The sequence below is a fragment of the Oenococcus oeni genome (assembly GCF_020510245.1).
GTDB lineage: Bacteria > Bacillota > Bacilli > Lactobacillales > Lactobacillaceae > Oenococcus > Oenococcus oeni.
The window spans coordinates 1,727,710-1,741,695 of sequence record NZ_CP084701.1 but is presented as its reverse complement, the minus strand read 5'-3'; the positions used below and the strand labels follow the sequence as shown (position 1 = coordinate 1,741,695).

The window sequence follows — 13,986 nt, the reverse complement described above, 5'->3', positions numbered from 1 at the left end:
ATGAAGACATACTCCTTATTAGATTTATTAAAATTAATAATTAGCAAATGGTGGATTTGGGTAATAACGGCGATTGCTTTTGCTTTTGTCGGATTCGGATTTGCGAAAATAACCCATTTTAAAACTTATCAGGCAACTTCAACGTTGACCGTTGCACATAATTATTCGAAGATTAGCCAGGCTGATAAACAAAATAATGGGCAGGATGCCTTTGATTTGACTCAAAGCGATATCCTCCTGCAAAACTCGATTAAGAGTTTGATCAAGGATTCAGCAATTACGGATAACGCCAAGAAAAAGATTGATTTTTCGTCGAATGATATCAACGTTAATTCGCCTGACAATAGCGTTTTGATTAAAATAAGCGCAACCGCGGGTAAAGCCAAAAAAGCAGTTAAAATTGCGGATGCCTTATCAAAGTCAACCCAAAAGATTCTTCCTAAAATTCTTCCGGCTGCCGGGAAAGTTATTATCGCTCAAAAGGCTGTCGAAACAATTGAGTCAACTGGCCCGAGTGCAAAAAAATACGCCTTAATCGGAGCTATTTTCGGCTTGGTTTTGTCGGGGGTAGTACTCCTTTGGAACGATATAAAGGATAAACTTAGGTAATGTCTGCTTGGCTGATATTTTTTTCTCTGTTTGTTAAACCATTTACTCAGTCAATTCCACAGCCCTTTGCTGTGCTTCCTTTTTTTGTGATCGTTTTATATCTTGCTTTTCAGGTTTCGCTTGATCCACAAGGAATTTTGAAAGCAAAGGTTTTTCAAGGCAAAGTAATTCTTTATTTTGCTTTACTAACTCTGTCGGAAATCGTCCTTCTGATTTGGAATTATTCGAAATTTGGTTCGGATTCACAAGATTTCAATATTTTGGGGTCTTTTGTCGGTTTCATTTCGACGATTATCAGTTTCTTGCTTGTCTATTTTTTGCTCTATTTTTCAATTAAATCTGATTTTGACATGCAGCGTTTTATTAGAGGCTCCATGCTGACCCTTTTTTTGATGGGTGTGTTTATTCTATTGCCGCAACTGACAGTAGCTGCTGGCAAAAATATATTTTTAGGATGGGCCAATCTGCTTGATCGCTCTATTCTTCCGCGTTGGGAAATTCCCAGCGACTATTTGAGAGGCTCTTATGTAGCCACGCTGCATCGTGCAAATGGCTTGGAAATCGAACCGGCTTTTTTGGCCGGACAATTGTCGGTTGTTTTCTTGCCTTGGATATTATCGGCGATTAAACATAATTTTTCTTTTTTGAAAAATAAATTTGGTAATTTTCCTTATGAAGCTTACTTGCTACTTGCCTTTATTGTTATAACGCTCGTTCTAGCAAAAACAACAACCGGGCTGGTGGCAATCATTTTGACCGCTTTGATTATGGTCTCCGATTTGCGCGGACCAATCCAAAAATTCTTTATCGGGGCAGCTGTTCTGGCACTTTTTCTTTTGGGAATCGCTTATTTTACCCTTCCTCGAATTAATGGTTTTTTGAACAATTATTTATTTGCGAAGGGTGGTTTTTCGGCTTCTGATCGAATAGGAGGTACGATCGGTCTGTTCTTGACCTTTCTCCATTATCCTTTGATCGGTGTCGGCAATGGATATATTGGTCACTACTTGGTTGAATATGTTCCGAGAAATACCAAACTAAATATTGAGTATTTATGGGGCTTCAGCCATCGCTACTCGGTTTTATCCGATTGGGGCGGCTTCTTTGCTCAATACGGTTTATTGTTTTTTCTGCCGATCGTCAAAAAAGTTCGCGAACTGTTCTATAATTTTCGAACGCAAATCGTTCAGGATGATTTAACTTTTTTTGTTAAAGATGCCGCTAAATATACGATGATAATTTACAGTTTTTTGGCTTTGTTTGATTTTAACTGGCTGAGTTATTATTCTCTTATTTCAATTTTTGTTTTTGTTAGATTTGTTCAATATCGAATGGATGAAAAACTGGTGGTAAAATCATAGGGATGTCTAAATTATTTATCGATGATATAAGCAAGGCAAGTGTTAGTGCAGTTGTTGTTACATATAATCGCCTGGAATTATTAAAACAATCTGTTTCAGCACTTCAAAATCAACATAGTCAAACTTTGAAACATATTATTATTATCAACGGCGCTTCGACCGATGGAACTAAAAAGTGGATTGAACAGGAATCTAAAAAAGACGACAAAATTATCGTTTTGAATCTACCAAAAAATATCGGTGGCGCCGGCGGTTTCAATCAGGGAATCCGCGCATTTATTGAAAAGACAAACGATGATTTCGTTTGGTTGATGGACGATGATTCATTGGTAACCAAAGATTCACTTGACCGTTTATTGGAAGTATGGAAAGTGGATCCAGCCGCAGGTATGGCCGCTAGTCACGATATTTGGAAAGATGGGACCTGGGCCAACATGAATATGGCATCTCCGCTTTTTTCCGATAAGATTAAAGTTTATTATGGCGATCAACCCTTTGTAAGAATTAAGCACTCAACTTTTGTTTCAACGATTGTTTCTCGGATGGCAGTTTTAAAAGTCGGTTTGCCGCAAAAAGAATACTTTATTTGGGGAGACGATATCGAATATACTCAACGCGTGACGCATTTCTTCCCTGGATTTTTTGTTCGCAATTCGATTGTTTTACATGCCAGTGGTCAAAATCCTTTGCCAGGTGATATTTCTGGCGAAAATGATAAACAGCGTTTGCCTCGTTATTTAAATGAATTTAGAAATCGTCTTTGTACCTCACGCCGCCGCCATTCTTTACCAAAATATCTAAAAACGCTTGCTCACAATATCTTTGATTTGTTAAAAGTCATTTTAAAACCGGGTGTTAAATTTCGAATTGCCAAACTTGGCATTATTATTAAAGGCACCTGGAATGGATTCTTCTTTAATCCACCAATCGAGTATGCTGATTCAGATTATCAGTATCGGGCCGAGGTTACAGAAAAGACATGGAAATAAGTCAGCATCCAAGCGTAGATGTCGTTATACCAACTTATAAGCGTCCTAAAAATCGCGACCAACAAAATTATATGTTGAGGGATGCTTTGAATTCCGTTCTCCGGCAAAGCTATTCGGTCAATGAAGTTTTTGTTGTTGTTGATGGTCGTTCTGAAATTGCTAGGAAGATCGTGGCTGATTTTCATAATGATCGTATTAAAATCATTGAGTCAATCGAAAAAAAAGGTGGAGGAAGTGCACGCAATTTGGGTATTCGGGCCTCCCAAGCAGACTTTGTTGCTTTTTTAGATGATGACGATCTCTGGAATGAAAATAAAATTGAAAAACAATTGGCAGCATTAAAAAACTATTCCCCCAATGATTTAGTTTTTTCTTTCACACAAGTGAAATCTGAAGAAAACGATCGTTACGATCTTTTACCGGAAAGCGGCCCAAAAAAAGACTGGTCTTTTGCCGAATACATTTTTCTGCATAAGGGTTATATGACAACATCGACTATTATGTCGAGCCGTGGTTTATTAGCTAAGAATATGTTTACGGAAAAACTTCCAAAACATCAGGACTGGGACTGGCTGTTTAAAGCTGATTTTTACTGCCATGCCAAGTCTGTCTATGTTGGCGAGCCCTTAACGATATATCGGACGCAATACGTAGGGCGATCAATGAGCGTTTCTCAACGGAATACCTGGCATTATTCTCATGAATGGATGCTTGGCTATCGAAAATATTTAAGTCGGGAAGTTATTGCGAGCTTTGATCGTGGAAATGTGATTAACGGTTTGCTGGATGATCATAGTATGAATAAGTTAAAAAAAATCTGGATTTTACGGCGTATTCTGTCTGATTTTCCTGATCAAGAACGCAAATCCGAATGGAAAGAACATATTTTTCCTTTTATTATTGCTCAATTGAAAGGACGATTTCATGATGAAAAATGAACCTGAACCATTAGTTTCTGTCATTATGCCGGTGTATAATCAACTGGATTTTCTTGATCCGGCTATTAAAAGTATTTTGAGGCAGAGCTACTCTAATTTGGAATTGATTATTGTTGATGATGGTTCGAATTTGGAAACAAAGAAATTCTTATCGCAAGTTGCCGCTTCGGATCAACGTATTAAAATTTTCCATCAGGTTAATGCAGGTCAATCAGTTGCGAGGAACAACGGGCTTTCAAAGGCAAAGGGCACCTATATATATTTTATGGATTCGGATGATTTGGTCGATACTGATTTATTTAAGCAATCAATAAGATTGTTGCGACAATCACAAGCCGATCTGATCATCTTCGACATTGGCGAGTTAAACGAAAAGAACGAACGTGTTCTGATGGACGATGGTCCTAATTATCAACGATCTAAATTGATTTCAACAGAGGAGGCCCTCAGTCTGATTATTCGTTATTCTCGTTTTGTTGCCCCTTTTAACTATTTCGCCCGCAAAGATATTTATACAGAAAATCAAATTACTTTTCCGGAAAACATGATTTTTGAAGATCAAATTTCAACACCAACGGTTTATTCGCATGCAGGAAAGATTGTTTTTTTGGCCGGAGGACCGTTTTATTGGTATCGTCGGCGAGGAAACAGCGCGACTGGAGAAAAATGGACTAAGAATTTAAAACAGACAATTACTGATCTTTTCTTTGCATTAGACAAGGAAAGACAAATTTATTTGAATTTTTTCAATGAGAAATATATTGATAATTGGCATTTTCATCGAATGATTCGTTTTTATAATTTTTATTTTCCTTTTAATATTCGAAAAGAATTCTCCAAAAAGATGAAAGACGATATCGTTTCAATTGGTATAAATTCGTTGACCCGTCGCGAGAAAATGACATATAGAGCCGCTTCGTCGTCTTATATTAATTATTTTTATCGAAATTTCAGAAAAATTAAGGATATGTGATTCTTTTATCAGCTTGTCTATAATTAACTAGTCGAGGTACTTTTTATGAAAATTGCAGTTATCGGTACAGGTTATGTCGGCCTTTCATTGGCCACGCTTTTGTCTCAACAAAACGAAGTTAAGGCTTTGGACATTATTGCCGAAAAAGTTGAGAAAATTAATCGAAAAGTCAGTCCGATTGTCGATCATGATATTACGGATTTTTTTGAGCACAAAGATTTGAAGCTTCAAGCGACTCTGGATCCTAAAGAAGCAATTACGGCGGCTAGTTTTGTTATCATTGCAACGCCAACCAATTATGATCCGCAAACAAATCATTTTGATACATCCAGCGTTGAAGCTGCTATCAAAGAAACAATTGAAATAAATCCGCAGGCTCAAATTGTTATCAAATCTACAATTCCGGTTGGTTTTGTTGATAAGGCAATTCAGCATTTTGATTTTAAAAAAATTTTCTTCTCTCCTGAATTTTTGCGTGAAGGCAAGGCTTTAAGCGACAATCTATATCCAAGTCGAATTATTGTCGGCTCTCAGTCCAAAGAGGCTCATCAATTTGCCGAGTTGTTGAAGCAAGCGGCAATTAAAGAAAATATTCCGATTTTGTTTAGCAACAGTGAAGAAGCCGAAGCAATTAAACTTTTTTCGAATACATATTTGGCTATGCGGGTAGCTTATTTCAACGAATTGGATACCTACGCGGTCAGCAACAATCTGGATACAGCAAAGATTATCAAAGGTGTCGGTATGGATCAGCGGATTGGTGATTTTTATAACAACCCGAGTTTTGGTTATGGCGGCTATTGCCTGCCAAAAGACTCCAAACAGTTATTAGCTTCCTATGAAGGAGTACCACAGGAACTGATGACAGCAATCGTGAAATCCAATGACACCAGGAAACGGTTTATTGTTAAACAAATCTTGTCGAAGAAACCAAAAACAGTTGGTATCTATAAACTGGCTATGAAGTCTGGTTCCGACAATTTCCGCCAGTCATCGATTATTGATGTTATGAATTATTTGGCTGAAAACAATATTGAAGTCATTATCTATGAACCAACTCTAAAAACAAAACTTTTTCAAGGGAAAGAGGTTGATAACGATTTAACTGATTTTAAAAATAAGGTCGATCTAATCATTGCCAATCGGGTCACTGAAGAAATTAAAGACTCGGCAGATAAACTCTACACTAGGGATCAATGGAAAAGAGACTAATAGAACCCCATTTGGGGATTGTCACAATTAACTACCTTAATTGGCGAGATACAGTCGAGATGGTTAAAAGTTTGCAAAAGCAAGATTTTCAATCTTTCCATCTGGTTATTGTTGATAACCATTCTGGTAACGGATCTTTTCAAAAATTATCAGAATTTTATTCGGACAATCAGCAGATTACCTTACTCGAAACTTCTGAAAATCTTGGTTTTGCTAAGGCAAATAATTTAGGAATTGATTTTCTTAAAAGGAATTATGATTTGTTTAAAATTTTCATAATTAATAATGATCTTCTTTTTCAAGATAATACTTATTTAAGTAAACTAACGCGTTTTAAATATGATATTAATGTTGGCGCAGTCGGCACGAATATTTTAGATAGTCGAAATCTTCAACAGAATCCGATTTATGAGCGAACCAATCTATTGAGACTGCTGGAACAAAACTGGGACTTTTTTTTCAATCCGATTTTTCATTCGCACCATAATGTCTTTAGAAAAATTAGCCAGTTTTTACGGCAACTGCGTCCGGAAAAAGGGGACTACGTTAGGGAAAATATTTTTTTTCTACATGGATCCGCAATTCTTTTGACTGAGAACTATCTCAAATGGTCAAGAGGATTTTATCCGAAAACTTTTTTATATTTCGAAGAGAATATATTAAAAATAATTTTTGATAAAACATCATTAAAAATGACCTTTGCTCCTATTTCCGGTGTTTATCATAAAGAAGATCAGTCTTCTAAACTCGCCAAGCAAGACGAATCTTTTAAAATAAAACTTTTATCAGAAAATTCTCGCAAGGCAATTTTTTTAAAACTTCTACCTGCTTTTTTTATAAAAAGAATAATGAGTGATAATTAATCAATGCAAGAAATCAAAAAACAATTAAAAACTGGAGTCGTCTTCACGGCAATCGGACAATATGCCGGTGTCGTTTCCAACCTGCTCGTAAGCATGGTTCTCTCAAGGATTCTTTCTCCGACCGACTACGGAACCTTAAACATAGTTCTTGTTTTTTTGCCTTTCTTTCAAATGATTTCCGAACTAGGAGTTGGTCCGGCTATTATTCAAAATCGTGATTTAGATGATTTGGATCTTTCTTCTCTATTTAAAATGTTGACGGTGGTGTCGCTTTTGATTGGCTGTTTTTTTGGTTTTTTTGGTTTTGGTCTCTCTTGGTTTTATGGAAAGACAATTTACATTCCTATTGCCTGGCTATTGAGCATTAATATCATTTTTTCTATCATGTCGGTTGTTCCGGTTGCAATTTTAACTAAAAACCAACAGTTTAAAATACTTAACTTATCTGGTTTGATGAATTATATCATCGGCAGTGTGATCGGTATTATTTCTGCCCTTAGCGGTTTGGGAGTTTATGCTCTGATTATTGGCTCGACTGTACCGGCCATTCTTAATTTCTTTTGTTATTTTCGTCTATCGGGTTTGCATGTTTTATCCGGGTACAATAAAAAATCTTTCTTAAAAGTTCGCCATTTTTCATCAAACCAATTTGGTTTTGGACTAGTAAATTATTTTTCTCGAAACCTCGATAATATTATGGTTGGAAAATTTTTCGGTGCGGCGGCATTGGGAAGCTATGGCAAATCCTACCAGATGTTGACTTATCCTAATTCGATTCTTACAGATGTAATAACTCCAGTTATTCAACCGATTCTGGCTCAGCATCAGGAAGATATTGAATTGATTAAAAACATATACTCTAAAGTTTTAAGATTACTTTTTCTGGTTGGGGTACCTTTGTCATTTTTCTTGTGTATTAATGCATCGCCATTAATTGCTTTCTTATTCGGCGGTCAGTGGGATTCAGCGATTGCCCCCTTTAAATTTTTATCTTTGGTAGTTTGGACCCAGATCGCCGGTTCAACAATTGGTTCGATTTTTCAGGCTCGAAACGAAACCAAATATCTTTTTAGAACCGGAATTATTTCGACAGTCATAATTGTGCTCGGAATTATCGCCGGAATTATTCTTGGTGACATTGCTAAATTGGCTTTTGTTTTGTCGATTGCTTTCTTAATCAACTTTTTATTTACTTTTTGGATGCTGACTCATTTTGCTCTTAAAACGAATCTTTGGTTTGTAATTAAGATATTAATCAAACCTTTTCTACTTTCGATTCTTCCAACTGCTGCTTCTTTGTCTTGGATTATTTTTGGAAAAAATCCAAGTTCCAATTTCTTTCAGTTGGTCATTAACACTTTGATTTTTGGAATAGTTTTTTTGATCGAGACTTGGCGAACGGGCGATATAAAGTTTGTTATGAATTTTATTAAAAGAAATGATTAAGTGATTTAAAGTCATATTTTTATAATCTCGTAATCCCTGGATAATAAATAATCAGTAAAATTACTCCTGTCAATTAAAAACTCTGGAATTTATCAATTTGGAAAAAATGAAGAAGTATACGCTTTTAATACCGCTTTTGTTGAGTTCTGCTGTGTTTGAAACGAGCTTAGTTACTCCATCTTTTATGGAACTTGAGCAAAAAACATATGCTACTTTTCCAATTACGAAGTACGCTTCTATTACTTCTTCGACTAATGCTTCATATATAGCTGTAATCGTTGAAGGCAGCAGAAATGATGGGATTTATATTTCCGGACCGGCACTAACGAGTGCTGCTACGATGATTGCCAAAACTTTGTTTAATACTTATTTTTTTCGCTTCGGTAACTAATTCTTTTTATGACTATTTATACAAGATGAATCCTGGAGTTACTCGGAATACTTCTTTGTATCATAACGTCTTCCGTTCGGTTGCTGGAAGCTATAGCCAAGCAGCAAAAAATCTTGTCAGCGACGGATATGCAACCGATCTGACTTATGGACAAAATTAATTAATCTTATAAACAGTTATAAGCTTTATAACTTAGACTGATTTGCTCAGATTATTCTTTAAATTTAGAAGCCTGATAAAGGCTTTTTTGTAAATTTATATTTGCAGAAAAGCTTAAATATAGGCTCCGGTCCAATTTGTGATATTACAGACCAAGTAATTTCTTTAATTTCCAGTTTCCAGCTATTTGTCTAGGAGATAATTAAAGGAGCTTTTTGTTTATGGCTAATTTTTAAGAGAGTTATTTGGAAGGAAAAATAAATGAAATCAAAAAAAACAACAATTATAATCAGTTCGATTATTGTCTTTCTGTTCATCATTGGAGGAGCCGTATTTGCAGTTAAGGCTTTGGATCAACCAAGCGGATCAAAAAAGGGAAGCAGTCAGAAGAAAACAGTTTCAAGCAAAAATTCCAGTAAAAAATCAAGTCAGAATAAAAGTAAGTCTTCTGCAAAATCTCAAAGTTCTTCGTCCAGCGTTAATAATAATTCCAGTACATCGACAAGTTCTTCGAATGTTCAGACTAAATGGGCTTCGCTCAGCTTGACTAATCAGGTCGCGATTTTAATTCAAGTCGCTTTCAAAGGCGACAACGGGAAACCAAATGATTTATTCCAATTCGATAAAAACTATTGGGATATGACCGGATCTATTTCAAATGGAGTTATTAATCGTTATGTGCCTAATGCCGATAGTTTTTCTGGTATTTCTGATCTATTATCAGCAAAAATTACAATTTCAAACAATCAAATTACGGTTGTTCGGCCAATCACTGCGGCTTTTACAGTCTCGCTAACTCAGGCGATTAATGACTATTACGGTCAGTCAAGTAGTCTTGATTATACTCAGCAATTAGCCAAACGAGTAGTCAGCCCGACGAAATTGACCGATTTGGAAAATAATCGATAATAAAGATTACTATTTTCATAATCGTTCCGAAGCTTTTTGTTATTATAGACAGTGATTTGGACTAATTTTTGTCATATTAGCGAGGAAATTTAAATGAAAAGATTTTTAATCGGGCTTTTTTCAATTCTAATTGTGGGTGTTGTTGGTATAGCCTCTTATGCTGTTTGGACAACTCATGGAGCAATCGAAAAGATCCATAAGGATAGTTCTATTAAGACGTCCGACAAGGCCGACACGTTGACCAAATCCGGCAAGCCGATTGCTATTTTGCTTTTGGGCACTGATACCGGAGCCCTTGATCGGAGCTATAAAGGTCGGACTGATTCAATGATGATTGCGGTGATTAATCCGAAGACAAAAAAGACCTTTCTTTTAAGCCTTGAACGGGATACTCCGATTACAATTGATGGACAAACAGTTAAATTGAATGCCGCTTATGCATATGGTTCAGCTAGTTCTTCTATTAAACAAGTTGAAAAACTCGTTAATATCAAGTTAAATGGTTATGCCTTAATTAATATGGGTGGTTTAGAGTCGATTGTCGACTCTCTCGGCGGAGTTACTGTTACTTCCAATTTAACTTTCACAGAATTTGGTCATTCTTTTGTTAAAGGCACTGTCTACAATATGAAGGGAAATCAACTGCTGTCCTATGTTCGAGAGCGGCATTTAGATCCTCGTGGTGATTATGGTCGCCAGCTCCGTCAGCAGCAGGTCCTAAGGGCGGTTATTAGCAAGGCGGTTTCCAATCCGACAACAATTTTCAATCAGAAGTTTATCAAAAGATTGTCTTCTAATATTTTGACCGATTTGTCTTGGAGCAGTTTCAAAAATCTTGCCTTAAAGTACCGTGCTGCTTTTGGGACTGTTAAGTCCGATCAAATGGTTGGTACAGGTGAGACGATTAATGGGCAATCGATGCAGGTGATGAGCCAGGCGGAAAAAACTCGGGTTCATAATGAATTGGAGAAGTATTTAAAATGACTGAAGCGGAATATTCGGCATTAAAAAAGGTTGCCGACCAAGAACTAGATAAAGCTTATATTCCTTACAGCCATTTCGCTGTTGGCGCTGCTCTTTTATCGGCTGATGATCGAATTTTTCCCGGCTGCAACATTGAAAATGCTGCTTTTGGTTCAACAATGTGTGCCGAACGGACGGCAATTTTTTCAGCTGTTGCCGCTGGTTGCCACCAGTTCAAAGCTCTGGTTATTTCCGGGCGAACCGAGGGCGCAATTGCTCCCTGTGGGGCATGCCGTCAGGTGATGGTGGAATGGTTCGATAAAAAAATGCCGATATATTTAACCAATACATCCGGAAAAGTTGTCAAAACCGATTTAGACCATTTATTGCCAGCATCTTTTGAAGATTTAAAGTGATACGATTAGTTTTAATGTGCTTTACGCTATAATTTTATAGTACGTATCTGGAGGAATAATGGTAGATATTATTAAGACCAATGCCACTTTTAAAGCCGGCAAAGGCAATAAAGGAACTTTGAGCTTTGAAATTCCAGCAAAACAAATATCAAGCGGAATTGACCAGGCTTTCAATAAACAAAAAGACAAGATTAACATTCCCGGTTTTCGTAAGGGACACGTTTCAAAAGAGTTGTTTTTGGCTCGTTTTGGCGAAGAAGCTCTTTATGAAGACGCTTTGAATGCAATTTTGCCTGATATTTATGATCAAGCAGTTAATGAAGCTGATATCACTGTCGTTGGACAACCACAAATCATTCCTGATGATTTGAAACATGGCGGTCCATGGAAGATTCATGCCGAAGTTACTTTGGCACCAACAGTTGAACTTGGTGATTATAAGGGCGTAGAAGTTGAAAAGGAATCCGACGAAGTCAGCGATAAAGAGTTAAATGCCGAATTAGAGCGTTTGCAAAAAGGCGAGGCTGAGCTGGTACCTGCTAAAGAGGATCAGGTTTCTGAAAAAGGCGATACGGTCGTGATTGATTTTGACGGTTCTGTCGATGGAAAACAATTCGACGGCGGCAAGGCACAAAACTTTAGTTTGAGTCTGGGATCGGGACAGTTTATTCCTGGGTTTGAAGACCAGTTGGTTGGCCATAAAGCCGGGGATGACGTTGATGTTAAAGTTACTTTCCCTAAAAATTATCAAGCTAAAAATTTGGCTGGCAAGGAAGCTGTCTTTGCAGTTACGATTCATGAGTTAAAGAAATTGGAAACACCAGCTTTGGATAACGAATTTGCTAAGGATGTTGATGATTCGGTTTCTTCTTTAGAAGAGTTAAAGGCCAAGACCAAAGAAAAGTTGGCAAAAGATAAAGCGGAAAAGAACAAGGATGCTTTTGAAGATGCCGCAATCCAAAAAGTTGTCGATGGGGCAAAAATAAATCCCGAAAAGTTGCCTGAAGAAATGATTAACGATGATGTTTCTCGTCAGATGCAGACATTTTTCAATAATTTAGCTGGTCAAGGGGTCAAGCCGGAAATGTATTTCCAGATTACCGGAACCAGCCAGGAGCAGTTAAAGCAACAAATGACGGAAGGCGCACCCAACCGGGTTAAGACTAATTTGGTTCTCGAAGAGATTGCTCGTGTCGAAAAGATTAATCCAAGCAACGAAGAGATAGATAAAGAAATCAAGAGCTTGGCTTCCGAATACAATATTAAGGAAAGCGAAGTTGAGAAATCGGTTTCTGCCGGCATGCTTAGCCACGATTTGAAGGTTCAGCAAGCGGTTGAATTGATTGTTAACAGCGCTCAAGCAGTTGAAAAAAAGTAATTTTTAAAACCGTTTTTAAAGAACGGTTTTTCTTTTGCTTTAGAAAACTTGTATTATGCAAACTTTGTTATAATGAAAAACATGGACGTAGAATCAATACAACCGACATTAGCTTGTTCTTTTTGTGGTAAACGCCAGGATCAGGTTAAAAAATTAATCGCAGGACCGGGTGTTTATATTTGTGACGAATGTGTTGCCCTTGCGCAGCACATTATTGATCAAGAACTGGAGCATGAACAACAGGCTTTGGTTCTTGACGACCTACCAACGCCAATCGAACTGGTTAAGCATTTAAATGAATATGTCATTGGTCAGGAAGAAGCTAAAAAGACTTTAGCGGTCGCTGTTTATAATCACTATAAGCGTGTTAACGAGTCCTTGCAGCATAAAAGCGATGTCGAGTTACAAAAATCGAATATTTTGTTGATCGGGCCAACTGGTTCCGGTAAGACTTATTTGGCTCAGTCGCTGGCAAAAATGCTCGATGTACCTTTTGCAATTGCTGATGCGACAACGTTAACCGAGGCTGGTTATGTTGGCGAAGACGTTGAAAATGTCGTCTTGAAATTATTACAGGCTGCTGATTTCGATGTTGAAAAAGCTCAGCGCGGCATCATTTACATCGATGAAATTGATAAAATTGCCAAGAAGTCTGAAAACGTTAGTATTACACGTGATGTCTCCGGCGAAGGCGTTCAACAATCCCTTTTGAAGCTTTTGGAGGGTACGATTTCATCGGTACCGCCTCAAGGTGGACGCAAACATCCGCAACAGGAATATATTCAGGTTGATACCAGTAATATTCTCTTTATTGTCGGTGGAGCTTTTGATGGTATCGAAGATGTTATTCGAGATCGTCTCGGTGAATCGATGATCGGTTTTGGACATGAGGACCAACAGGAAAAACAACAGTTCGACAAGAAGAATCCATTAACTCAGTTTACTGATCAGGATGTGATAAAGTTTGGTTTAATCCCAGAATTCCTTGGTCGTTTACCAATCATTTCGATTCTGAATCCATTATACGAAGACGATTTGGTAAAAATTTTGACGAAGCCTAAAAATGCCTTAGTTAAGCAGTATAAGGCCTTATTGGCTTTGGATGGCGTTCAGCTTGATTTTGATCCGAAAGCTCTTAAAGAAATGGCCAAAATTGCAATTGATAAAAAATCAGGTGCTCGTGGCTTACGCTCGATTATGGAATCGACTATGAAAGAAACAATGTACGAAATTCCTTCCAAACCGGATGTTGCCAAAGTTCTGGTGACTAAAGCGGCAGTTGATGGCAAAGCTCAGCCTAAGATTATTTCCACTTCCAAAAAAGCATTAGCATCTTAATTCTATTATTAATTGGGCTATACCAAACCTATAATGGAAGT

Annotated in this window: 15 protein-coding genes; all 15 read left to right on the top strand. The window is 37.2% G+C overall.

Translation table 11 applies throughout. From position 1 onward, the window contains the following. The 15 genes from J3U91_RS09005 (at window position 1) to clpX (ending at window position 13,945) form a co-directional block, all read left to right on the top strand. The gene (locus tag J3U91_RS09005) at window positions 1-609 is read left to right on the top strand and encodes a YveK family protein (protein ID WP_002819597.1); all 609 of its coding nucleotides are present in this window, start codon (window positions 1-3) and stop codon (window positions 607-609) included. Then, complete coding sequence (locus J3U91_RS09000; RefSeq protein WP_002819596.1) at window positions 609-1,970, top strand: hypothetical protein; 1,362 nt, start codon at window positions 609-611, stop codon at window positions 1,968-1,970. Before J3U91_RS09005 ends, J3U91_RS09000 begins: the two co-directional genes overlap by 1 nt. A 2-nt stretch (window positions 1,971-1,972) precedes the next feature. Next, the gene (locus tag J3U91_RS08995; protein WP_002819595.1) at window positions 1,973-2,959 is read left to right on the top strand and encodes a glycosyltransferase family 2 protein; all 987 of its coding nucleotides are present in this window, start codon (window positions 1,973-1,975) and stop codon (window positions 2,957-2,959) included. Continuing rightward, window positions 2,950-3,897, top strand: a complete 948-nt coding sequence (locus J3U91_RS08990; protein ID WP_002820915.1) for a glycosyltransferase family 2 protein — start codon at window positions 2,950-2,952, stop codon at window positions 3,895-3,897. Before J3U91_RS08995 ends, J3U91_RS08990 begins: the two co-directional genes overlap by 10 nt. Beyond that, window positions 3,884-4,870: a glycosyltransferase family 2 protein gene (locus J3U91_RS08985; protein WP_226489945.1), complete on the top strand. Its 987-nt coding sequence runs from the start codon at window positions 3,884-3,886 to the stop codon at window positions 4,868-4,870. Before J3U91_RS08990 ends, J3U91_RS08985 begins: the two co-directional genes overlap by 14 nt. A gap of 45 nt (window positions 4,871-4,915) precedes the next feature. After that, window positions 4,916-6,082, top strand: a complete 1,167-nt coding sequence (locus J3U91_RS08980) for a nucleotide sugar dehydrogenase (RefSeq protein WP_002819592.1) — start codon at window positions 4,916-4,918, stop codon at window positions 6,080-6,082. A 59-nt stretch (window positions 6,083-6,141) separates the two neighbouring features. Continuing rightward, window positions 6,142-6,945 carry a glycosyltransferase gene (locus tag J3U91_RS08975; protein WP_002819591.1) on the top strand — a complete coding sequence of 268 codons (804 nt, stop codon included), beginning with the start codon at window positions 6,142-6,144 and terminating at the stop codon, window positions 6,943-6,945. 3 nt (window positions 6,946-6,948) lie between these two features. Further along, window positions 6,949-8,391: a lipopolysaccharide biosynthesis protein gene (locus J3U91_RS08970; protein ID WP_002819589.1), complete on the top strand. Its 1,443-nt coding sequence runs from the start codon at window positions 6,949-6,951 to the stop codon at window positions 8,389-8,391. 106 nt (window positions 8,392-8,497) lie between these two features. Next, a complete protein-coding gene (locus tag J3U91_RS08965) occupies window positions 8,498-8,782 on the top strand; it encodes an SH3-like domain-containing protein (protein ID WP_032804857.1) in 285 nt (94 codons plus the stop codon). Window positions 8,783-8,807: 25 nt separating this feature from the next. Then, window positions 8,808-8,942: a hypothetical protein gene (locus J3U91_RS09890; RefSeq protein WP_002819587.1), complete on the top strand. Its 135-nt coding sequence runs from the start codon at window positions 8,808-8,810 to the stop codon at window positions 8,940-8,942. Between the two features lie 260 nt (window positions 8,943-9,202). Beyond that, complete coding sequence (locus J3U91_RS08960) at window positions 9,203-9,850, top strand: hypothetical protein (RefSeq protein ID WP_002817705.1); 648 nt, start codon at window positions 9,203-9,205, stop codon at window positions 9,848-9,850. 93 nt (window positions 9,851-9,943) lie between these two features. Further along, window positions 9,944-10,834 (top strand): LCP family protein, encoded by an 891-nt coding sequence (locus tag J3U91_RS08955; RefSeq protein WP_002817706.1) that lies wholly within the window; start codon window positions 9,944-9,946, stop codon window positions 10,832-10,834. Then, window positions 10,831-11,229, top strand: a complete 399-nt coding sequence (locus J3U91_RS08950; RefSeq protein WP_002819586.1) for a cytidine deaminase — start codon at window positions 10,831-10,833, stop codon at window positions 11,227-11,229. The genes J3U91_RS08955 and J3U91_RS08950 overlap by 4 nt, the downstream gene beginning before the upstream one ends. 58 nt (window positions 11,230-11,287) lie before the next feature. Next, the gene (tig, locus tag J3U91_RS08945; RefSeq protein ID WP_002819585.1) at window positions 11,288-12,607 is read left to right on the top strand and encodes a trigger factor; all 1,320 of its coding nucleotides are present in this window, start codon (window positions 11,288-11,290) and stop codon (window positions 12,605-12,607) included. A 72-nt stretch (window positions 12,608-12,679) separates the two neighbouring features. Continuing rightward, window positions 12,680-13,945 carry an ATP-dependent Clp protease ATP-binding subunit ClpX gene (gene clpX / locus J3U91_RS08940; protein ID WP_002819584.1) on the top strand — a complete coding sequence of 422 codons (1,266 nt, stop codon included), beginning with the start codon at window positions 12,680-12,682 and terminating at the stop codon, window positions 13,943-13,945. The last annotated feature ends 41 nt before the right edge of the window (window positions 13,946-13,986 follow it).